Here is a 25,827-nt window from a genome sequence, read left to right as displayed (position 1 = left end):
TTAGAGTATGTTTGAAACATCTCTTACTGATTTAATGATTCATCAATGATTTGATGTATATGCATAGAGACTTCCTCTAAATCTTCAAAAGCAAAATCTAATAGTGTCTTTGTTTTATGCTCGTTGGCATTGATCACCCCGAAGATATAATTTCCCGTTTTTGTGTTGGAAATATTAATATTATGAATGATTCTCTGTCCTACTTTTTTAAGACCTATAATATGCTGTTCTTCTTGAAATCTGGCTTCAAGTTTATAAATATCATCTTGACCGCCAATCAGCAGATTATTCATGACATGCAGTAACTCTTCTAATTGTACACTTTCTTCTAAAGGAATAATAAAGAAATTGAGCTCGTCATTAATTTTTTCAATAAGAATTGACTTATCTGCCTTTTTCAACATTCTATTGATGTTTTTATCTATAGAAAGTGCAAGAGGATTTACTTTTTTGGCGAAGTGATAATTGCTTGGGTATTTTTCATCAAAAATCAGACGGTCAGCAAAAGCGACATCCTTCCATGCTAATTTATCATCAAGGTTGGCCATGCTTATTAATTCTGTACGAGAATAAGCCACGGTGTCTTTCCAGATAAATTTCTCCATAATTTTTGATTCTGCTAATACCCAATGTGCTGCAGTTTCTAATGAAATCTCCTCATTGGTATACAAACAAACATCAGTATTGATTTTTAATACTTTATCTACCCATTTAAAATCTTTATCCAATTTCACCCAAGTGGCTATGCTGTTATTGCCAGTGGGAGCGAATGAAACAATATTTGTGTTTTCAAAATTTGGTGCGTGATTAGTAATGGTGATAAAGTATCTGATGTTCATATTTTATATTTTTAGGTAATTTCTATACTATTAACATGAATCGTACCTTAAATGATTCATTTCAAATTCACAATAAATGTCAAACACGTTTGATATTGTCGCAGATGATCGCAGTTGCAATTGCAACATTCAAAGATTCTGCTTCTCCGTATTTTGGAATTGTGATTTTGGTAGATAGAATTTTATGAACATCATCACTAATGCCGTGAGATTCACTTCCCATGACCATAATTGATTTCTGATCAGGTATAAATTGATGAATATCTTTGCCGTCCATATCGGCACCTATGATTTGAATTCCCTCATTTTTATATTCCTGCAAAGTAGCGGGTAAGTCAACAATATGGGTTTGAATTCTACTGAAAGCACCCATGGTTGAAGCGACAACTTTTGGCGAGAAAGTATCAGTACACTGTTTAGATAAGAAAATATGTTTGATGTCGTACCAGTCAGCGACTCTTAGAATAGTACCAAGATTGCCTGGGTCACGGACATCATCTAATGCTAAACAGAAGTTAGGAAAACCCTGAACTGAAGGCAGTGAGTAAGAAGGGATTTCAACAACAGCTAGTCCTGTGTCGTTGGTTTGTAGGTTGCCGTTTTGTTTAAGTAGTTCAGGTGTAGTAGGTTCCACAACTGGAATACTGCTTTTTAACGTCTCATCTAGCAAAGGATCAAGCTTTTCAGTATAAAAAAGAGCATGGATTTTTAAGTCTGACCTAAAAAGCTCTTCTAAATTTTTATAACCTTCAACTATAAAACGGTTTGTTTCTTTACGTTTTTTCTTTTGCAATAATGCACGAACTTCTTTACTCCAACGCTTATTCACTAGCTTAAATAATTTATCTTCTTCTAAATTCTGGAATCTCTAAAACATCAAAAACATGATTCGTATTGACAAAAGAGTGGTTGACTCTGTTTGTTAGTATAATTAAAAATGCTTCTGATTCAGGGTAATGGACAAAGAGGGTAGAATAACCTCTCCACCAACCACCATGATATACAACTTTTGTTCCATCAGAAGGTTTAAATAATCTCCATCCGTAACCGTAATTGTATTTACCTTTTCGTTTAGGGCTATGGAAAGTAAAAGCTTTTTCTTTACTCTCAGCACTGAGTAATGAATCTCTTAAGAGTGCTTTATGCCATTTGAAAAGATCTTCAACATTTGAATATACACTTTTATCTCCCAAAACGCCATCCAACATGTATTCTTCGTATTTTCTTCCTCTGCCAGTATGCCCCAAAGGAATATTTTCTTGTTGTACTTTTACAGGATCAAATGTAAAAGTAGAATCCATGTGTAAAGGTGTGAAAATTCTTTCCTCCAAAAAGGTAGAGAAGGGGGAATCTGTTACTTTTTCGACAATTGAAGCTAAAAGCATATAGCCGGAATTGGAGTATTTGAATCTTCCATCAGGAGAGCCGTATTTTCCTGGTTGATGCTCGTACATGTAATCCACACACAATTGATTATCAATGGGCGTGTGCTTGTCTTTCAATTCTCTATCCATCAAATAGATGTAATTAGGAAGCCCTGATCTATGATCAAGAAGCATCTTAATTGTGATACCTGGATAGGGGAACTCGGGAAAGAATTTATTAATAGAGTCATTGACAGATAATAGAGAATCTTGCTCTAGCATTAAAATAGCACTTGCTGTAAATTGCTTTGAGACAGAAGCTAATTGAAAAATGTCATCCTCCTTCAATTTTGTTCTTCTTCTGATATCTCTATATCCAAAAGCTTTTTGATAGACTATCTGTTGGTTTTTTCCTCCTAAGACCACACCATTAAACCTTCTAGTCTTATAGAGTTTGGTAAAAGTGGAGTCAAAAATATGATGGAAGTGTTCTAATTCTTCCACAGATAAAGAATCTATGTCAATGCTGTTATTATTATCTACTAAGTTTTCTTCCTTTTCCTCTTGTTGTTGTTTTTGACATCCCAAAGCAATCCAAAAACAGAATAAGGAAAGGAAGAATTGATTTAAATTACGTACCAAAAAGAAATACTATTTAACTTCGAAGTCCAATAATTTCTGGTCTTCGATAAAACCTTCAATACGGTCGCCAATTTTCACTGGAGATACGCCTTTTGGAGTACCTGTAAAAATAAGGTCACCTTTTCTTAAAGTAATATATTTAGAGATGAATGAAATGATTTCGTCTACATTCCAAAGCATCATTTTTGAGTTGCCATTTTGTTTTTCTTCTCCATTCAGTTTTACACTGAAATTGATGTCTTGAATGGATTTGAAATTAGAAATAGGCTGAAAAGAAGAAATAGGGGCACTGCCATTAAAACCTTTTGCAAGATCCCATGGTAGACCTTTCTCTTTTAATTTGTTTTGAACATCTCTTGCTGTGAAGTCAATACCTAGCCCCACTTCGTCATAATAGCGATGAGCGAATTTCTCCTGAATATATTTTCCTTCCTTACAGATTTTTACCACAAGTTCTACCTCATGATGAATGTCTTCAGAAAACTCAGGAAAATAGAAGGGAGCATTGTTTCTTAAAACAGCAGTGTCAGGTTTTGAGAAAATAACGGGCTGAGTTGGTCGCTCGTTGTTTAGTTCCTCAATGTGATCTACATAATTACGACCGATACAAATGATCTTCATAGTAATAATAAAATAGAGGTGATGTTATAAAACACAAAAAAGCCCGATAGTTCATTATCGGGCTATTTTTATCAGTAATTAAATTACTTTTTCTTAGCCGTAGCTTTTCTACCTCTTGTAGAACGTCTCTTAGGAGCAGCTTCCACTTCCTCGATTACTTCTACTTCAGTAAGAACTCTACCACAGTGCTCACAAACGATAAGCTTCTTTTTCTCACGAATATCTGCTTGACGTTGTGGAGGAACAGTTGCGAAACAACCACCACAAGCACCTCTTTTCACAGATACTACAGCTAATCCGTTTGAAGAATTTTCTCTAATCTTATTATATGATCTTAATAATCTATCATCAAGATGTTTCGTTGCTTTATCACGTTGCTTCAGAAGCTTTTGCTCGTCCACTTCACTTTCCGCCATGATTTCGTCAAGTTCAGCTTTCTTAGCTTGTAGATCTTTTCTACGTTCTTCTAAAGCTTCTTTCGTATTAACGATTTTATCACGCTTCACTTTGCCGTCAGCTTCGTTATCACGAATTTTCTTTTGTGCAACTTGTATATCAAGATCAAGCATCTCCATCTCTTTGTTGATTGCATCAAATTCTCTGTTATTTCTAACATTCATTTGTTGCTCCTCAAGATAAGTAATACGCTTCTTGAAATCTTGAATTTTACCTTTTAATTGTTCAATATTTGCCTCTGTGCTACCAAGATCTGCATTAAGGTTATCGATACGAGTTTCAAAACGTACGATTTCATCCTCTAAGTCTTGAACTTCTTCCGGCAAGTCGCCGCGTAATTTGCGGATTGCATCTAGTTCGCTGTCGATTTGTTGTACTTTCGAAAGCGCCTCGATTCTTTGGGCGACGGTATTCTCCATAGGGATTGGTAAAACTAAAGTGTTGACATTAAATTTTTTCCTGTATGCATTATAGATACTATGCAAGATGCAATTTTAGTAAATAAAATCGACATATTCAGTATAAATTAGAATTAAATAACTAATCTATTTTCTACAAAGCAAAAAAAAGGCTAACAATACAATTGTTAGCCCCATTAAGTGCTCCCAACAGGGCTCGAACCTGTGACCCTCTGATTATGAGTCAGATGCTCTAACCAACTGAGCTATGGGAGCTGCTTTTCCTTGAAAGCGTTGCAAATATAGCAGATTGTTTTCGAACTATGCAAAAGAAAAAATAAAGTTTTTTGTAATATTTTTTTAACAGGTTGGAAAACAATAATTTATTTTTGAATAAAAATTTATGTTTTTATGAATCCAGGCTAAAAATCCCCTTTTTTGAGCGATTGAATGCAATAAATGCGGTTTGTCAATCTTTATGTCTACCTTCGTTTATCTTTTTGTTGTTATCATTTATTAAGGGAAATGAGCTCTGTTTTTCTTCTAAATTTTAAAAATGGACAAAAAAATAAGAGGCTTATTTTCTAAACCTCTTATTCTTCAATTGTGATAGCGTGATTATTTCACTACTAAATCTGTAAAATTAAACGTAGATCCATCAAATAAACCTTTGTCACTTAGTTTGAGTTGTGGGATCACAAGAAGTGCCATAAATGATAAGGTCATATAAGGATCGTGCAATTGACTACCATATTCTTCCGCTTTACCTAGCAACTTTTCATACTGTTCAGCGACTGCTTTTCCATTTTCGTTGGTCATCAGTCCAGCTATTGGTAATTCTAAATAATTGGATTCATCATTACAGACAATACAGATGCCTCCTTTCATTTCTATGACTTTATTGACGGCTTTATAGATTTCAAAATCTGAAGTACCTACAGCAACGATGTTATGAGAATCATGGGCTACTGTGGATGCTATTGCACCTCTTGTCAAACCAAAACCTTTTATAAAGCCTATGGCAGGTTCAGCATCTTTGTACCTGTTGACGACTGTCATTTTGAGCACGTCATTTTCTTTGAATGACTTGTATTCATGAATTTCTGTGGAAGTGATTAATTGACCATCATGTGCTACAATACATCTTATTTTATCGTCAGCTTTGAATTCAACATCAAAGAAAGAGGTGTGTTTTTTACTACAGTTAAATTTATTGACGATTTCAGCTTTTGGAGTAGTAAAAAGTTCCTTGCCATTTTCTGCTACTTTCTCACCATTAATATAGGTAGCTATTACATTAAAATCGGTGATACTATCTACAATAATAAAATCAGCATCATCACCTTCTCTTAATTGCCCTACATCTAAATTATAATGATTAATAGTATTGATGGAAGCTATTTTTATGACATTAAAAATGTCATCTCCATTTTTTATAGAACGGTGGACAAACTTATCCATATGATAATTGATCAGTTCATGGGGATGAGAATCATCAGTACAGAACATTAGTGACTCTGGATCTGTTTTGATCAGAGGAGCTAAAGCTTCGTAGTTTTTAGCGGCACTGCCTTCTCTGATCTGAATTTTCATCCCGGCCTCTAATTTATCTTTCGCTTCTTCTAATTCAACACACTCATGATCGGTGGAAATCCCAGCACTTGCATATTTTCTAGCATCACTACCTTTAAGTCCAGGAGCGTGGCCGTCTACAGGTTTATTCAGCCTTTTAGCAGCGTCAATTTTCTTAATTACTTCAGCATCTCCATGTAAAACACCCGGCCAGTTCATCATTTCAGCAAGGTATTTTATATCATCACTTCTCAACAGTTTCTCCACACCTTTTGAATCGATAGCGTCGCCTGCACTTTCAAAATTGGTGGCAGGTACACAGGACGGTGCTCCAAAGTTAAATTTGAAAGGGGTTTTCTTACCGTCTTCAATCATATACTTTACGCCTTCAGCACCTAAAACATTGGCTATTTCGTGAGGATCAGAAACTGTAGCCACCGTGCCGTGCCTTACCGCTATTTTAGCAAATTCGGTGGGAGCGAGCATTGTACTTTCAATATGAATGTGCGCATCCACAAAGCCAGGCATAATGTATTGACCGGAACCTTTCGCAGATTCATCGTATTTTATAGAAGTTATTTTTTTGCCTTTGTATTTCAATGTTCCTGGAAATATTACTCTGCCGTGAACATCTACAATATAACCTTGTATTACTTTTTCCATGGGTCCTAAAATTGACTAAGCCAAAATACCTCCTAGTAATTGAAGTATTTTGGCTTAGTTTAGATATGATTTAATTGTGGTTGTAATTTATGTTTTGTGTTTTAAAGGGTGAATTAAAACACTAATGCGTAGGCTACTGTTATGTCAAATCTTGAAACCGATAAATCGTTTCCTTGTGCTCTTGAGATATCAGTAAAACCTGTTATGTATCTGAAGTCAATCATGATGTTATCGATCAATGCCCCAATCCCAAAAACCATTGAGAAATTAGAGTTGTTTAGATAACGCATGCCGTCTCTTTCGTTACTATTTTCAGCAGTGCTTAATGAACCGTCTAAGATATTAATAGGCCCTTTTTCTTTTGCTCTTGCTAAAATACTGACCATAGGGCCAGCATTGAAGAAAAATCTTTTTGATTTACCAAAAGTGATTTTAGCTAAAATCGGAAAATCTACATAGTTTAAATTAACCGTTGTCCCTTCAGATTTTGAGCTGATCATAGAATACATGCACTCTGTCTGTAATGAAAACAAGTCATTCGTTGCTGCTTCTACTACAACACCAAAATTGAAATTGGGTTTATAGTTAAAATCATTGACGCGATTGGTCTTGATTGTTGATATACTTGTACCAACTTTACCTGCTACCATTATACCTTGTCCATAGACAGAATAAGAGGCGATTAATAAACTAAGGGCCAAAAATATTTTCTTCATATAAGAATAGGTAATTTCAAAAAATTATAGTTCTACCAATACAAAATAATTAAAAATGACGCATAGATTACTTTAAGAAATCGTTTCTATAGGTCGTTTTAATTAATTCTGTCTTGTTGCTTAATGTTTAAAGTTACTATTCTTTTTATGTAGTTATAAAGAAAAAACGAGATTTCTTGTATTGAATCGAAATCTCGTTTAAATAATTATCTAATTAGTAATATTTGTCCTGTTATTTCTGTGACAGATCCATCTTTTTCTGAAACGTATCGGATAGTGTAAGTGTAGTTGCCTGATATCATATCAGCACCTTTGTATTGACCATTCCAGCCGTTTCCGTTGCTACTTGCTTCAAATGAAGTTTTGTATTCTTTATGGAAAATCGATTCACCCCAGTTATTGAAAATATGAAGATCAATATCGATAGCGTATGCAGGTTCTAGCAAGAATTCATCATTAATACCGTCGCCGTTTGGTGTGAAGGCATTTGGTGTGTTCATTCTTGCTGGACAAATTTGATTTACTGAAATAGTGTCAATAGTAGTACATCTTGTAGAGTGGGTCTCATCTGTCACCATTACAGTATACACTCCCGAACGGTCTCTAGTGACCACTCTTGAAGTTTCTCCTGTATTCCATTGGTAGGTGAAATTATTACCTTCAACAGCACCTACTTGTAATAGGTCACCAAACTCAAAACAGAATGTAGTGTCTTCCAATACCATCTCTGGATTTGGATGGAAAGTAGCCTTAAATTCATGTGTAAATTCACACATTGTTCCTGAAGTATGTTCTACCATTGTTGTTACAGAGTAAGTGCCATTCTCCAATACATCAATAGTAGGAGTAGTTTCTCCAGTACTCCATGCATAAGTTTGAACTGTTCCTTCATACTCAGGAATTCGAGCATCAAACGTTATGGCTTCTGTTTCACAAGATTCCTGTTCGCTGTCCATATCAATATCTGGAATAACATGAACAGTAATATCATGTGTATTGATACACCCTTGATTATTGGTTACAGTCAAAGTATAAGTCGTTTCTTTTGCTGGCGCTACTTCTATGTCTTTTGTGGTTTGACCAGTATTCCATTGGAAAGAAACAGGGACATCTACTTCTGGTGAAAGCGTAGTAGTTAAGCCTTCGCAAATCCAAATGTCAGAAGCTAATGTAACTACAGGAAGTGGAGTAACTGTAATAGAGTCAATATAGGTATTAGTACAGCCTCCGTTGTTGGTAACTTCAACAAGGACTTTGAAAGTACCCGCTTCAGGGTATTGGAAAGAAGCATTGGTTTCGAAAGCATCAAATAAGGCTCCGTTGGTCTCATTGTAATCAAAATCCCATTTCACAGCTTTTACACCATGATCACCGCTTTGGGTCAACTGTGCTGTAGTATTGACAAACTGTGCGACTTCTCCAATACAAATATCACTGAAAGTAAATGAAGGAGTAGGGATTTCATGAATTGGAACTACTGAAGTGAATGTCTCTGAAATACATCCTGCAGGTGTTATGATTCTCATATTTACAGGGTGATCACCTACTGTATTGAAAGTATAAGTAGTATCTCCTGATGTTTGAATTTCATAAGATCCATTGTTGTCAAAATCCCATTCAAATACACTTCCTTCATGAGGAACTTCTGCATTTCTTGTAGAGAAGTGCATCAATTCTTCTTGACAGCCGAAGCCTTTGTCTACTACAAAGTGAGCGATTGGTGTTCTATGGAACATGATATTCATGGTATCCACAGCAATACAATTCGCATTCAACTTATTATTGACTCTTAATACTACAGTACTGTTGATCTCAAATGAATTAGAGTTGAAGACCGGATCAGAAAGCGATGCTAAATACGAATTCATGTTGTTTTGTGCATTTACGCTTCCTCCAGTGGAATGGATTACTTCCCATTCATAATCCATTCCGGTCCATTCTGTCTCATTAGGGCTTAACAGGAAGGTTCTTTCTTGACAATCTGCCATATCATCCGGTAAACTCACTGTAGGAGTTCTAAGGAATGTCACCGCAATTTCATCAGTACTTGAACCACAGCTGTTCAATTGGTTTTCAGTGGTCAATGAAATATAAGCGGTCACCGATGAGGCATCATCAGGAATATTGGTTACTTCAAATGTAGGTTTGTATTCTGTTGCATTATTAATAGTGATTTGGGCATTTGGATCAGATTCTCTCTTATCAGAATCAATTCGGTTGATCACCCAATTATAACTGAAGTTGCCAATCAATTCTTCATTAATAGGAGTGGTTGCGATAAGAGTTGAATCACAACTTACTTGAATATCTTCTCCTAATGCGGTCACTGGACTTCTAAAGAAAGTCACTTCTATGGAATCAGAAACCATTGTACAATAAGGGTTTTCTGGATTAGAAACCGTCAGTTTGTACCATGCTGAAACCTGAGCACTTCCGGTTGGGAAAGTAGGGCTGTCTAAAGTGACTTCATAATCACTCATCGAACTGATACCGATATTGGCACCATCAGTAGTATTGATTTCTGAAACAATGCTCAAACGCTCCCAAGTGTAAGTGAAGTTAGTAACTTCATTTTGAGTAGGTCTTAATGTAATTGTATTACTATCACATGAACTAGGGCTTGAACTTGTAATGCTCAACTCTGGCTGTTTATGGAAACGAAGTGTGATTGTTTCTGAATCAGTACAACCACTATTACCATTCGATACATTAAGTGTAGCCTCAATTTCAATATATGATGCACCAATTGGGAAAGTAGGGTTAGAGAAAACTAATTCATGACCTCTGCTTCCATTAGAAGTAGAATCTACCGCCCCGGTGTTATTTCCTATATCATCAGTGATATTGATTGTCCAATTATAGTCAAAGTGGCTTACTAATTCTTCTCCTGTTGTGATGGTAAATTGATTGTCTTCACAAAGGTCAGAAGCTGAGGTATTCAAGCTGATTTGAGGTGTTCTGTAGAATGTCAGACTTCTAGTGTCATTCGCTAAACAAGTATTGTATTGGTAGGTATTATGAGCATCCAAATTGATTGCGAAATTAATCTCACCAGAACCTTGATTAAAGGTATTGACATCTATCAATAAACTATCAAGAACAGACACAGTGTCGATTGTACCCCCGCTTAAGTTATTAATACTCCAGTCGAATACATAATTGTCTTCTTGGCTTGAATTAATACCAAATGTTAAGGCTTTTAATTTTGCATTGCTGTTACAATCAATCGCATTTGTCAATAAATCATTTTCAAGAATTGGTGTTTTGAAGAATGAAACGCTAATCTCTTCTGTAGTAATACACGGTTGAGAAGCATTGACATTATTATTCGTGATTTGTAATTGATAACGTAAATCAATTCTAGTTTCACCTTGATCAAATACTGGGTTATTCAGCACTAAATCTCTCACTTGATCATTCGCCATTGAAACCGTTCCATTCGTACTGCTGAGCATTGACCACTGATAAGTATAATCACTTACCACTTCATTAAATGGACTGATTGTCATTTCATTGGCACAGCTATCATTTCCAGCTTTCGTTACTGTGAAATCAATCATTGGAACTCTAAAGAAGACCAGTGTATGTTGTTGGGTATCACCACAGCCACTTTCATTTGGATTGTCAACTGTCAGCTCAAACGTTACTTCAATCTGAGAGCGTCCAGTACTGAAATCAGTATTACTAAAGTGAATATCAATATTCTGATCATTGTTTTGGCTGCTTAATAGTGAAGCAGAATTACCATTATAACCATCGATATTAACGATTGACCAATTGTAATTAAAACCATTGATTATTTCATTACCAAATGGTTTAATAGTTACTGAATCCAGAGCACAACCTGCGTGATTATCTGTAAATGAAATCATTGGTTGACGGGCAATCGTTACTGTATAACTTGTATCTGCATCACAGTCTGCATTCAACTGATTTTCTGCATGTACATTGTATTTCGCTGTGATTAATGCACTACCTGAAGGGAAATCAGAAGGATCACCATCAATCGTCATACTTCCAACAGTAGCTGTATTTACATTGGAAAGTGAAGAAATACTTGCTCCATTATCAGTGTAAATACTATCGATGCTCCATGTGTAAGTATAATTATCAGTTCTTGGTTCAACGGTCTGTAATGTAAGGTCATTTTGATCACAAGTACTGAAATTATTCACGTTCAATGATAGTAAAGCATCTCTATCAAATATCACCGTTACTTGATCTGTTGATGTACAAAGATTATCAGAGTTGGTCACTGTCAATTCGTAAACTGAGGTTACTCTTACAGCGTTTTGAGGGAAACTAGGACTATGATTTAGGGTTAACGTATGCGTATTCAGATTACTTTCTAATGGTTTAATATTAGAAGCTAATAAATCAATTCCATTATCCGTCATCACACTGATAGGAGTCCATTGATACGTAAAACCTACATTTTCACTATCTATAGGGAAGAGTACAACATCAGAATCCATACAAGCTAGAGTTAAGTTCAAGTGACTTAGGCTAGCTTGAGGTGTTCTGAAAAAGGTGAAATTATACGTCTCATTTCCTGTACATGCTCCTGCATTATTCGTGATAATCACTCTATAGGAAACATCAATTCTATGACTTAATGAATCAAATGCAGTTACAGTAAATTGAGCATCTTGATTTTGAGCATCTAAATAAGTGACATCAATTGTACCTCCATTCACAGCTAATTCCGTCCAATTGTAAGTGTAATTAGGAATTGATTCTGTTCCGAATGGACGAATTACATTCACTAATTCACAATTTGTACTATCTAGTGACTGCGTGCTTTTCAGGATTGGAACTCTAAAGAATGTCGCTTCAATAGTGTCTTTATCTGTACATCCCGGCGATTGACTATTTTCTACACTCACTTCATATTCATAAGTGATTTCACTACTTCCTGTTGGGAAGAAACCTTCAATATCAACAGGAGAATTTAAGGTATAAGTATTGTCATTTTGGACCACTTGAGGAGCAACTAATGTCTCAGTGTTCGGATTGTGATCTACTCTTGTGTCAATCAATGTCCATAAGTAATTGAAGTTAGGAACATAAGATTCTTGGGTTGTCAATAGGATAGAAGACGATGAACAAACTGATGAAATCGGTTGAAGTGTTGCATCAGGCGTACGGTAGAATGTGAAACTAACCGTTTCTGTATCAAAACAAGTTGTAGGGTTTTCTGAGTTTCTAACAACAACATTGTAAGTGACATCAATTCTATTTGATGTAGGATCAAATGTTGGGCTGTCAAAAACTACATTTTGTGTTGATGAAGAAGAAATGCTGATTGTACCTCCCGTTACTGTTTGAGGTGTCCATTCATAAACAAACCCAGATATAGTTTCATTTCCAAAAGTTGTAACAGTATTTGTGCTTCCACAATCTCCGGCTATCAATGATTGTTGAATATCAATTGATGGAACTCTTAAAATCGTGAAATTGGCACTTTCAGTATCGGCACAAACTTGATTTCCTAAAGTATCATTATTTGTTACTGTCAATTCATAGCGAGCATCAATTTTATGACTTCCAAGATCGAATGAAGATTTTTCTAATTCTATGTCTTGCGTACTCATTGAGTATCCAGAAGCAATTACAACCTGACCACCTGATAATTGAGTCTGTTGCCAAGCATAATCATAGCCATTTAATACTTCTGTTCCGAAAGGTCTGATTAAGTTAACCGAATCACAATTTGTAATGCTCTGTGTAAATGAAATTACTGGTTCTTTATAGAATAAGAAAGTAAACGCTGTATCCGCTTGACAAGTAGTGTTTTCATTATTTTCTACGGTCAATGCTACATTAATTCTAATAGTATCGCTACCGTTATCAAAGACAGGATTATTAAATGTTAGATCTTGATCCGTTAATGATGAATTAGAAATAGAACCACCTACTTCCGTAAAGCTCCAATTGAATGTGAAGGCAGAAGAAACATTTTCATTACCGAAAGGAGTGATCGTATTCGTGACGCCACAACCAGCCAAGCTTTGTTGGATATCAATTACAGGTGGTCTGTAGAATACCATTGTATGATTATAGTCATTTACACAACTGTTTTGATCCGTATTCTCAATAGAAATGGTCACCGGAATTTCAATTTTATTACTTCCATCCGCAAAAGCTTCAAGAGGAAGTGTTAAGCTTAAGTTTTGGCTATTAACTTGAGTATAGAAACTGTTGATTACTGCACTAGGTAATCTATTGTTATCAGCACCAGTTACATTTAAGCTATCATATGACCAAGTGTAATCAAAACCGCTATTATGGGCAATGATCTCCGTAGTACCTAATGGCGAAAGGGTCATTTCAAGTCCACATATTCCATCCGCTCTGCTTTCATTGAAATTCGTGAAATCAGCTTGGCGGTAGAGTGTTGTGGCAATACTCATGGAGTCTTCACAACTTGTTGCGTTTCTATTATAAGTTTCTAGTAAATAACGGGTGTCGATTCTAGTTGAATTTAAATCGAAAGTATTAACTGTTAATGTGATATTTTCATAATTGGTATTGGTACTTGTAGTAATTGTACCACCTGTTCTTGATACTTCAGACCATGTGTTATTGTAGCTTCCAATGGCTTCATTTGCAAAAGGTGAGATCGTCAACGCATTAGAACAACTATCCGCTGTTGCTCTTGTATAGGCAAGGTTGATATCAGGAGTACGGTAGAAAGTGAAAGTGACAGTTTCTGTATCAAAACAAGTCGTTGGGTTTTCAGCGTTTCTAGCTACAACCGTATAAGTGACATCAATTTGATGTGATGAAGCATCAAATACAGGAGTGTCAAAAGTAACGTTTTGTGTTGTAGTAGAAGAGTGGTTGATCGTACCTCCAAGGACTGTCACAGGTTTCCATTCATATACAAATCCTGTGATTGTTTCTGTTCCAAATGTTGTAATTGTATTAGTAAGCCCACAATCACCTGCTGATAATGTTTGCTGAATATTGATGGATGGTACTCTTAAAATAGTAAATGAAGTACTATCAATATCAGAACATAAAGCATTACCTAATGTATCCGTATTACTAGCTGTCAATTTATATTCAGCATCGATTTTATGACTTCCTGAATCAAAGGATACCATTTCTAATTCAATATCCTGAGTAGATAATGAATAACCTGATGTGATGCCTAATTGACCTCCTGAACGCTGAGTTTCTTCCCAAACGTAAGTAAAACCATTTAAGATTTCTGTCCCGTGTGGTTGAATCAAATTGATAGAGTCACAACCTGTAAGACTTTGTGTAAAGTTGATGACTGGCTCTTTGTAGAATAAGAATGTGAATGCTGTATCGGCTTGACAAGTTGTATTCTCAATATTTTCTACTATAAGTGCAACATTGATTCTAATGGTGTCACTGCCATTATTAAATACAGGGTTTGTAAAAGTGAGATCTTGATCGGTTAATGAAGAATTAGTCACTGTACCGCCAACTTCCGTAAAGCTCCAATTGAAATTGAAAGCTGATGAAACGTTTTCAGTACCGAAAGAGGTGATGGTATTGGCAACTCCACAACTCGTTAAACTTTGCTCAATATCAATCACAGGCGGTCTGTAGAATACCATGGTATGATTGTAAGCATTTACACAGCTATTTTGATCTGTATTTTCAATAGAAATCGTAACTGGGATTTCAATCTTGTTACTACCGTCAGCAAAGGCTTCTATCGGTAGTGTCAAATTTAAATTTTGGTTATTTACTTGACTATAGAAACTATTGATCACAGCAGTAGGTAAAATATTATTATCTGCTCCTGTTACATTTACACTGTCATAAGACCAAGTGTAATCAAAACCACTGTTATGCGGGATGTTTTCTACTAGACCTAATGGCGAAAGTGTCATTTCTAATCCACAAATTCCATCTGCTCTGCTTTCGTTGAAATTCGTGAAATCAGCTTGACGATAAAGTGTAGTCGCTAAACTCATAGAGTCTTCACAAGCGACAGAGTTGGTATTAAATGAAGTCAATAAATACCTTGTGTCAATACGAGTGGAATTGATAGCGAATGTGTCTAAGGTGATGGTTAAATCTTCGTCTGTTAAAGAAGAAGTTGTAATTGCACCACCTGTTCTTGAAACTTCGCTCCAAGCATTTGTAAAACCACTGATTCCTTCACCTGCATAAGGAGCAATTGTTAAAGCATTGGCACATGAATCCGCTGAAGACCTTGTGTAAGTAAGGTTGATTTCTGGATGACGGTACAATGTAAAGCTAAATGTAGTGTCGTCATCACACATAGATTCTCCTGAGTTGAGAAGTGTGATCATGTAAGTTGAATTGATCTCACTTTCCGTTGGGTCGTAATCTACTGCAGTAAATGTGATCGTTCGATTTCCGTCATGGTTTGCAGGGTTTGTAACTACTGTTCCTCCAGATTCACTAATTAATGTCCAATCAAAATCAACATCTAACAACATTTCATTAGTAGAGGATACCATTACTGCATTTTGGCAAGATCCAGTCATACTTGTAAGCATCACTTCTGGAGTTCTGTAGAAACGGAAACTCACGGTGTCTTCTGCATAACAAGTCGGCTGATTCGAATTGATCACTCTTAATTTATAGTGAGCGGTCATGATAGAGTGAAGGTCCGTAAAGCTATCTACTAGCACATTTAATTCTCTATTAGCCAAACCGCTATCATCAATGACGACACCTGAAACTTCTCCATTAGTAGTGGACATAGAATCTAAACTCCATTGATAAACATATCCATTAATATGTGTGTCAAATGGCGACGCTACTCCAGTGTTATCACATTGCTGTGCTTTAGTGGATAAGAAATTAGTTTTGATTTGAGGGGTTCTGTAGAAATAGAAAGTATAAGTCTGCGTATTTCTACAGCTATTATCTAAAGTAGCTTCGTTATTGACAGCTGTCAATTCAATTGTAATGGCAATGACTGATTCTGTGTCTATAAAATCATCATCTGTTACTGTGAATGAAGGGTTTTGAGTAGTGTAAGTGTCATTGACAGCATAAGTACTACCATCATAACCTGTGATGTTTTGAATTTCCCAATTGTAAGAGAAACCATTAATTATCTCTCCTCCAAATGGCTGTAATGTTGTGGTCAAATCACATGAATCCGCTTTTTGCTCAGAGAAGTTGATATCAGGATATCTATAATATTGGAACATCACAGTTTTACTCGAATCAGCACATGTAATATTTGAATTAGAATGTCTGATATTCAAATTCATATTGAAACGAAGGATATGAGCACCATTCTCGTAATCACCGTCAACCACACTAGCATTTAAGTTTTGGCTGTTTTCATTTAAACTTAATGTATTTAGAATCGTTGCTGAAAGCGTATTTCCATCCGCACCAGCACCTGATACTGAAGTAGGGTCAAGTGTCCATGTATAATCAAATCCATTGTTATGATTGATTACTTCTGTCAATCCTAAAGGTGAAACTTGAACCAAGCCTCCACAGAACCCTAAAGGTTGTTGTTCATCGTAATTGTCATAATTTGGCGTTCTATAGAAATAGAATTCAACTGTATCTTTATCTACACAACTTGCAGAGGCAGAGTTTACCGCTGTCAATTCATATTGAACAGTAATAGTTGTTGAATTTAAATCAAAAGTATTTGCAGTGATATCTAAATCAAGATCGGAGTTGGTAGAGTTTTGAGTAATTGTACCGCCACTAACAGAAAGCTGTCTCCATGTTCTTGTAAATAGTGGAATATCTTCACCATTGAAAGGTTGAATCACATCTGCTAATGCACAGGAGTCTGTTTTTGTGGATGCAAATTGAATCTCTGGAGTTCTGAAGAATGTGATTTGGAAAGTCGTATCATCATCACAAGTGTGCGTAGATGGGTTGCTGATAGAAAGGGTATATTCTGCATCGATATGTACAGCATCGATATCCCATGAAGCAACATCAATGGTGAAAACTTCTGTACCACCTGCTGTACTATCAATAGTACCTCCTGAAATTGAATTTAAATTCCAATAAAAATCTGACCCGTAATGAATATAAGCTTCATTGGTCGATCTGAATGTCATCGAAGAATCAATAGAAGCACAATAAGACATCGGGTCATCAAATGCCATTTCTGGTGTTCTATAAAACTCAAAGTCTACCGTTTCCTCATCATAACAATCAGGATATTCTGTATTGAAAACTCTTAATCTATATTGAGCATCAACTTGAAGACTATTCGTAGCGAAAGTATCTAATGAAACTGTGATTTGACGATCTGTTAAAGAAGAGTTGGTTACTGCTCCATCTGTTTCACCTACTTTGGTCCAAACATAACTAAATCCATTGACATTGGTAGCAAAAGGCTCAGATGTAGCAGTATGATCACAAGTGTTGACTTTGTTAGATAGGAAAGGAGTTGCGATTTCTGGTGTTCTATAGAAAATCAAAGTATCCCTAACGATATCAATACATGATGAATCTGCCGGTGATAATTGATTTTGAACTTCTAATGAAACGATCATTTCGATCTTTGCTTCGGTTGGCGTAAAATCACTATCTACCAAATTTATATTAAGGTCTTGTGTCGTAAAGGTTTGTCCAACTCCATAAGTAGTGTTGGTGTAATTCGTAATGGAAACAACTTCCCAGTCATAATTAAATCCTGTGATGGTTTCTGTACCAAAAGGTTGGAGTGTTGTAGAAAGAGCACAACTATCCGCTTTCACTTCCACCATGTCAATTACTGGAGGTCGTTTGAATGAAAGAAGAATAGTGGAATCAACAGCACAATTTACGCCTGATGCTGAGTGTTCAATATTTAAATCTAATTCAAAAGTGATTTCATTACTACCCGCATCAAAAGCCGTTAAAGGCATATTCAAATTAAAGTTCTGTGTGTTGACTTGGTTTGTAATGTCTGTAATTACTGAAGCTGGTAAAGTGTTAGAAGGTGCTCCTGTAACCGTTGATACGTCTAAAATCCATGTATAATCAAAACCTTCTGTGTGATTGATGACTTCAACAGTATCTAATGGATATAATTCTACCGTTAAGCCACACTCACTGTTAGGTTTTTGCTTTCTGAAGACATTTAAATTAGGTGTTCTGTAGAATTGGAACATTACAGTATCAATATCACTACAGCCCGTAGCGTCACTGTTCTCAACATACAGCTCGTAAGCGACATCAATAAAAGCGGTGTCTTGATCAAAACTTGTAACATTGAAAGTGAGATCCTGATCTGTTAGAGTATTTGTAGTGATCACACCTCCGTTGACATATAGCTCTCTCCATTGGTAATTATACCCAGTAATGGCAGTAGTTCCAAATGGTCTGAATGTATTGGTTAATGCACATGAATCCGTTCTTGTATCTGTAAAAGCAATATCAGGTGTTCTGTAAAAAACGATATCAAAAGTGGTATCATTGTCACAAGTACTTGCAGTTGAATTGGCAATATTGACAGTGTAATTACCATCAATTCTGTGTGATGTTGGATCGAAATTATCTACCTCAATGATATATTCATTACCATTGTCAGTTGTGTTTAAAGTACCACCTGAAACCGTATTTTCAACCCAAGTGAAAGTTGCTGTGTTCAATGCTTCATTATTAGCCGTAACGGTATCCACCAATGCACAATTTAAAGCTGTTGGGTTATAAGAGATCTCTGGAGTTCTATGGAATTCAATTGTATAACTTTCAACATCCATACAAGTTGTCGAAGCGGAATTGGTTACTGTTAATTCATACGTTACAGTAATGACTGTTTCTCCAGTATTCCAACTTCCCACAGAAAGATTGATGTCTTTATTATTAGTGGCATCGTGATTTACAGTTCCGTTTGAAACGGATGTTTGTACCCAAGTATAATTAAAGCCAGGGATAACTTCACTTCCAGAAGAAAGCATCACGTTTGTAGCACAATTATTTCCGCTAGGCCAAGTTTCAGAGAAATTGATATCTGGAGTTCTAAAGAAATTTAATGAGATATTTCTATTGATACCACATCGAGGAGATGTATTTTTTCGGACTCTATTGTTCATTACTATCGTAAACTGAGATTCACCTGTAGCGAAATCAGCATCCGTAAAATTCAAGGTCCTTGTTTGAGCGTAAGTGTCAGGAATTGAAGCTCCATTATATTCTGCACTTGTGGATGTCGCTCTCCATCTATAATCAAAATCAAGTGTTTCTGTATGATGGTTTAATGTCACTGACAAATTACACGGATCAACTCTAGGATCCATTAAGTTTAACTCTCTTGGTCTTCTTTCAATATTGACAATAAAAGAGGTATCTTTTAAGCAAGTGTTATCAAAGCTATTTTCAACATGTAAATCGATTTCAAACCAAAGATTTAAAGAGTCATCTTTGAAATAATCTTCCACTACATCTAAAGAAAGATTTTGGACTGTATCACTAGCTGTCACTTGATTAATTAAAGCACTTAAGAAAGATGGATCAACATTATGATCACTTGCACTTGAAGACATAGACCAAGTGTAATCATAAGCGGTGTTGTGAGGTAAAGATTCTGTTAGCCCAAAAGGATGAAAATCGACAACGTATAAACTTCTATTTGATGTGTTACAAGTTGGATAAGCATGGCTTAATGAAGCAAAATCAGGTCTTCTGTAAAATTCAAATTCAATACTATCTCTATCTGTACAGCCAATTGCATTGGTAACATCAATATAATATTTTGATCGAATAATAGTCGATCCATCATTATAGCTGTTGGGTCGAACGGTAAAATTCTGATCTGTAAGGCTTGTTTCAGTTACCGTTCCGCCTGTAAGGTAAACTTGTGTCCATTGATACGTAAATCCATTGATAGTTTCAGCACCAAACGGCAAGGCTTCGTAATAGGCAGAAGTGTCACAGGCCATTAAAGTTGTATCTAAATCTATATTAGGGAAACGGTGAAATTGAACATCAACAGTGTCAAACGTTGTACATGCAGTAGGGTGATTGTTGTCTACAATTCCTAATTGATATCTAACATCGATAACACTTTCGCCAGCATTAAAGTTACTTTCATTGACATCAACAGTAGCGGTGTGTGAATTAAGATTGTTTTCAATAATAGTCCCGTTAGTAGGTCCTGTAAGTTTAGACCAAGTGTAAGCAAAGTTAGTACTGTCATTTGCAATAGGTCTTAAAGAAACAGTTTGGTCATCACAAACGATCAAGCTATCTGTTCCAATTTCAGGGTCTGGATTTTCTCTTACATGAACAGTTATACTATTATTATGACTACAACCTCTAGCAGTCGTGACCATTAGTCGAACCGTATAAGTTCCTTCATTGGCATAAGTATGTGCGGGATTCTGAATAGAAGACCAATTTCCATCACCAAAGTCCCATACCCAAGCGTTGATATCATTTACGCCAGCAGGTAAAACTCCACTGCCAATGTAAGAGGCAATATTTGCATTGCTCACCGTTGAAAGGTCATTGAATTGCATTTCTTGACCTAAACAAACTTCATTACTTAAAGCATCCGAAGTTCGTTGTGCGGAAAGATTAGCCACAGGGTCATCAAATGAGAAAACTAGGAGAGAGTCAGTCGAAGGAACGTAATCGAAAGTACATCCTTTATTAGTTGTTACTCTCAAGCGAGGCCTTAAAACTACATTGGTTCCTATAATTGCACCTGTATTGTAATTATCCCTTAAGGTATCAAATGAAACTTGAGGAGATCTATGAATCAATGTATCTGTACCGCCAATATCAAAAGTTCCGTTGTTATTAAAATCCCAATCCCATCGTACAATCTCATCGTCAGTAACTGGCGTAATACTCGATTGATCATTGAATTGAATCCCAAAACTTTGACATACATTTGAATACGTAAAATCTCCAACGGGAATAGAATTTACAACCACAGAATCTTCAGTAGTTTGATGAATACACCCATCAGCAGAAGTCACTCTTAAAGTAACGGGATAAACACCTTGCCCTGGAAAAGTATAAGTAGAAACGGCTGAGGCGGTATTAAAATCATAAGTGCCGTCGTTGTCAATGTCCCATTCGTAATTTGCAATTGTACCTCTAGTGTAAGTGCCAAAAGCAGTCGTAGAAGCGTCTAACGTAGTAGCATCACCACCGCAGACTTCAGTATTTGTAAAAGAAGCGACTGGCGTAGGGTTAAAAATCACTCGAATGTTATCAGTCATCACACATTCTGAAACGTTCAGAGCGTTATTTGAAGCATCATTTTTGTCAACATAGGAAGCGATAATCGTAGCTTGGATAGTATACAATTTACCATCAGCGTCATCAGGATTAATGACAAAAGGGTTAGTGTCAATCGGCCCGAAGCTAAAAGTAACTTCAGTATCGTGACCGCCATTCACTTGTGAAATTGGATTTCCATCCACAAACCATCTATACTGTAATTCCCAAGTATAAATATAATCAACCGTCTCAATGGTATCAGTTGTGCTAAATTGACTGCTCCATGAAAGATCTTCAATATCTAAAGTGTAAGGGCCATTGTCAGTACATAAAGTGATGTCTGGATTTGAAATATCTGGACATTTTAGAATGGTCATGTCACCGGAATAATCGGCCGGGTAACTACATCCATTTTCATCAAGGAAAGTCAAGTTAGGAGTAATTGTACTTAGATTAACTCCTCCAATGGTGCTATTATAAGTGAAAGTCTGAAGACTATCAGAACCTAATAAACCATGACCTGATGACCATTGGTAAATCGTATTTGTAATATCAGTGTTGGGGTCCATTACCGGGTGAGCGACCATAGAGGTTGTGGCTGGTTCAAACCCAATTTTCTTTAAGATTTCATAGCTACCCGAAGTACCGCCCACTTCAATTGTCACAGAATCGGAAACATCTTGACAACCTTGTGCATCAGTCACTGTAACAATGGCTTTGTATTGGCCGGGTCTGTCATAATAATGTGTTACACTTCCTGTTGTGGTTGTAGCATCTACTGTTCCATCAGCATCAAAATCCCATTCCCATGAAGAAATATCTACATCATATAAAGTGTTGGTATTATCTAAATCTTGACGTCTTGTAGTATGTCCTGAAGTTTCAAAAAGAGAATCTCCAAAACTTATAAATCCAGGGCAGACTAAACTTGTGGTATTTGGTGTGAAGTCAGCCTCTAATTCTCTCATCGTTGGAACTGTAAATGTGAGTGTATTGTCAGATGAACAGCCAAATTCATCTTGTACATTGACATTCATCGTATATGTACCTGCGGCAATAGATAATCTTGCCTCGTCATTGGATTGTGAGACGGGTGTAAGTGGAGATCCACCTATTGAATAAGTTATAGTTGAAGTGTTTAAGTTGTATACCTCATTATCATCCAAATCTAAATCAACCACAGTTACAATTTCATCACATAAATAATCAAATGAAATGAAGTCACTATGAGGGGCCGGGAAAGAAAAATCAGGTCGAGTGACAATGATGCTATGTGTGTAATCTGCTGTACAACCATTGACTTCTAACTCTAATGTAATAGTGTGTGGTGTGCTTTGAGGGGAATTGGCACTTGCAAAAGTTACTCCCGTTAAATCAGGAATATTACCACCTGTAGCAGTCCCTGATGCTTGATCTACTCCATCTACTTTCCATGTATAGTTTGGTGAGGTAGGGCTGTACATCAAATTCACACCTTCAAAAGTGAAATTATCACCTACACAACCATTATTCGGTCCATTGATAGTCACAGAACCACCCGTAATTTGAATAGGGCCAACGGTGTCATTAAAAGAACACCCACCTGTTGTAGTAACGTCTACAGTTCCGTTATAATCACCAGGTATCGGAAATGTAGTGTTTACTGTAGAAGTATTGGATGAAAAAGTATATTGAATGGTCGGGTCAGCAATATGGGTGAAAGTCCATACATAAGTGTCTCCAAGGTTTCCATCACCAGCATCAAAACTTAAATTATCATTGACGCATGTTCCTGTTGAGGTTTGAGGAGTAGGAGCGAGTTGTGGTAATGGGCCTGGCATAAAAAAGGTGGTATCTTCTGTATCCGAACAACCATTTCCTGGTTCCATGGCTTCAATACGAACAAACACTTGTGAGCTTTCAGGAATTTCACCTTGTGTATATCCCGCAAAGGTTGGGAAGTCTGGTTCTGCTAAGAAATTAAAGTTTTCATCTTTTGTGATTGGCGAAGTCCATGTAACAGCGGGTTGACTTGGAGGTGTAATGGTTAACGTCCATCTGTAATCGGTATCAGCTGTACCTAGTGAATTATTGACAAAACTTAAGGTTGTAGGGTTACAATCATCTGTTGTCATTTCATGTTCTGCTTCAGAAGGTTCGATTGTAATAAAGACAGTTGTAGGTTCACCCGGACAGCCATTAACTAAAGCTCTCAGTTGAACTTGAAAAACTCCAGGAAGAGCAGTTCTGTTATCGTCTACTATATCTCCATAAAAGTAGGTTCCTAAGCCATCAGTGCCTACATCCACCCAGTCTAAATTACTGCCATAGCGGTACTCGTAAATGATAGGATATTCGCCTGATAAACCTAATCCTGCTGTATCAGCAGTTGTAGTTGTTGAAAAATTAACAACACTGCGAATACATATTGGGTTAGTATCTACATTTAATGTCGGGTAATCAAATACTTCACCTACTTCATATAAATAGTCAATAGAAGAGTACTGACATTGAGGATTGGCACCAATTGAATCCAATGTCATAGAGTAAGTGATTCTATAGCTACCATGTCCTAAGTTTGAAAAATTGAGTGGATTAGTGCTGTAATATGTCGTGTCATCATTGACTGTATTTATGACCATCCATTCTTCACTATCAACGGCAAAAGGATTGGTGACTGTGGTTCCTGTTTGATCTATCCATGTACTTGAGCCAAAGAAAGTATCATTCGCAGGTTCGCAGGCTTGTGTCTGTCCAGCGGCAGTTAAGGTGAGAGGAGCAGAATAAACATCTATACTGTTTAAGGCACAATTATCATTGGTGTCTCCAGTTTGTGCATCAAAATAAAGCTCGATGGTGTGGCTTCCCGTTCCAGAAACTGCAATAGTGTCAATCATGGCATTATTACCTATTGGGTTTCCAGTGTCACCATCTAAAACCCAATAAAAAGCACTTACATTTTGAAGGTTATTAGCTTGAACAATTACATTGAAATTCTCATTACAGTATTCTAATTCATTCGAAGAAATACTAATTCCACCTTGTGGTAAAATAGGGATCACTTGTGGATCAGTATAACTGCAACTGTTATCTGCAACTCCATTTAATGTTGCCGTCACCGTCACGTTTAATGGGTTGGGTGTGGCATTTGAAAAACTATGGGAAACTACATCACCAATGGAGTGCACAGTGGGAGATGATCCGTCTCCAAAATCCCATGTAACATTCATTCCTACTAGTTGAGGATCAATAGCAGAAGGAGTGTAAGTTAGAATATGTTCATCGCAATCTCCTGAAACCGTTGGCGTTCCATATAAAGTGCTTATACTTCTAAAATAGATGTCAATTGAATTGTTTACAGTACCCGAACAATTATTACTTTCCGTTCCAACAGTTACATTAAAATCACTGCCTAATGAACTGTCAAATGTATGTGTGACAGTGTTAATGGATGTTGTATCTAAGCTTCCATCACCAAAATCCCAGAAATAAGTTGGTGAAACATTTCCTCCATCTATATCAGTAGAGGTTGCTGTGAAAGTGACATTTTGAGTGGTGTTACAACTAAGGGTTTGTGATGCAGTAAAGGAAGTAGAATAAGGTTTTTCGACATGTATGTAGTCATTTTGTCTATAAATAAATTGACAGCCATCTGTTGTTGTACCACTTAAAACTACATCATAATCACCTGGATTGTTCAATGTTACGGTAGTGGAGTTTCCTGTCAGAGGGTAAAGTTGATTGTCGACTAAGAATGATAAACTAGTAAATGTACCTGGAGTAGTTTGTGTTAGTGTGATTGTTTCGCCGATGCATATACTTTGGTGGTCGGCAAAAAAGGAACCTTCTGGCTGATCAAAAACTTCTATGATATTTAGCCCTGTGGTGATGGTTCGTGTGGTTGTGGTGGTCAATATGGAGTCATATTCATCAAATGTCACGGTCATGCCGTACACCCCGGTGGTATTGAATTGTTCAAAAGGGGTGGGGAGATTAGAAAAAGGTGGTTGGGTGACACTGTTCTCAATCCTGGACCACTGATAATTGGAATAGGAGTGATTGGCTTGAGGAGAAATTGAAAATTCAATGGCCACACCGCCACAACCGCTAATCACAACATTAGGGTCAGAATAGGTTGTGCCATTATATTCTCTGATGATCGTTTGAGCATGTAATCTATTGACTAAAAGACTTAGGGTACAAATAATCAAAAAAAGCAATGTTCTTAATACCGACTTGTTCATAATTTTGATGTTCAGCACACTTAAAAGGAAGGTCAGCCCTTTTCTTTATAGTTAGTGAGTAATTGGTACAATTAATTTCTAGCTAGGATAGCTTAAAACCACTTTTTTGGGTGTATTAAAAATTATCCTCTTAGAATTTAAGAAAATCTAAGGGGATAATTCAACTTATGTAAGTATAT

General features: G+C 36.4%; 8 protein-coding genes and 1 tRNA gene. All 9 read right to left on the bottom strand.

All coding sequences use genetic code 11. From position 1 onward, the window contains the following. Positions 1 to 23 precede the first annotated feature (23 nt). Positions 24 to 839 carry a hypothetical protein gene (locus HHU12_RS03965; RefSeq protein ID WP_169655219.1) on the bottom strand — a complete coding sequence of 272 codons (816 nt, stop codon included), beginning with the start codon at positions 837 to 839 and terminating at the stop codon, positions 24 to 26. Between the two features lie 79 nt (positions 840 to 918). Further along, positions 919 to 1,668 (bottom strand): TrmH family RNA methyltransferase, encoded by a 750-nt coding sequence (locus HHU12_RS03960; protein ID WP_169655217.1) that lies wholly within the window; start codon positions 1,666 to 1,668, stop codon positions 919 to 921. A 13-nt stretch (positions 1,669 to 1,681) separates the two neighbouring features. Next, positions 1,682 to 2,845, bottom strand: coding sequence for a serine hydrolase domain-containing protein (locus HHU12_RS03955; protein ID WP_169655215.1), 1,164 nt, complete (start codon positions 2,843 to 2,845; stop codon positions 1,682 to 1,684). 9 nt (positions 2,846 to 2,854) lie between these two features. Then, positions 2,855 to 3,466, bottom strand: a complete 612-nt coding sequence (locus tag HHU12_RS03950) for a fumarylacetoacetate hydrolase family protein (RefSeq protein WP_169655213.1) — start codon at positions 3,464 to 3,466, stop codon at positions 2,855 to 2,857. A gap of 83 nt (positions 3,467 to 3,549) precedes the next feature. Continuing rightward, positions 3,550 to 4,341, bottom strand: a complete 792-nt coding sequence (locus tag HHU12_RS03945; RefSeq protein ID WP_169655211.1) for a zinc ribbon domain-containing protein — start codon at positions 4,339 to 4,341, stop codon at positions 3,550 to 3,552. A 181-nt stretch (positions 4,342 to 4,522) separates the two neighbouring features. Beyond that, positions 4,523 to 4,596, bottom strand: a tRNA-Ile gene (locus tag HHU12_RS03940). A 342-nt stretch (positions 4,597 to 4,938) separates the two neighbouring features. Next, entirely contained in the window at positions 4,939 to 6,555 is a 1,617-nt protein-coding gene (gene ade / locus HHU12_RS03935) for an adenine deaminase (protein WP_169655209.1), read from the bottom strand. Positions 6,556 to 6,668: 113 nt separating this feature from the next. Further along, the gene (locus HHU12_RS03930; RefSeq protein ID WP_169655208.1) at positions 6,669 to 7,271 is read right to left on the bottom strand and encodes a porin family protein; all 603 of its coding nucleotides are present in this window, start codon (positions 7,269 to 7,271) and stop codon (positions 6,669 to 6,671) included. A gap of 206 nt (positions 7,272 to 7,477) precedes the next feature. After that, positions 7,478 to 25,648: a PKD domain-containing protein gene (locus HHU12_RS03925; RefSeq protein WP_169655206.1), complete on the bottom strand. Its 18,171-nt coding sequence runs from the start codon at positions 25,646 to 25,648 to the stop codon at positions 7,478 to 7,480. Positions 25,649 to 25,827: the final 179 nt, after the last annotated feature.

The organism is Flammeovirga aprica JL-4 (genome assembly GCF_012844305.1).
Lineage (GTDB): Bacteria > Bacteroidota > Bacteroidia > Cytophagales > Flammeovirgaceae > Flammeovirga > Flammeovirga aprica.
Note: the sequence above shows the minus strand (reverse complement) of the source record. Positions and strands in the feature narration are given on the sequence as shown.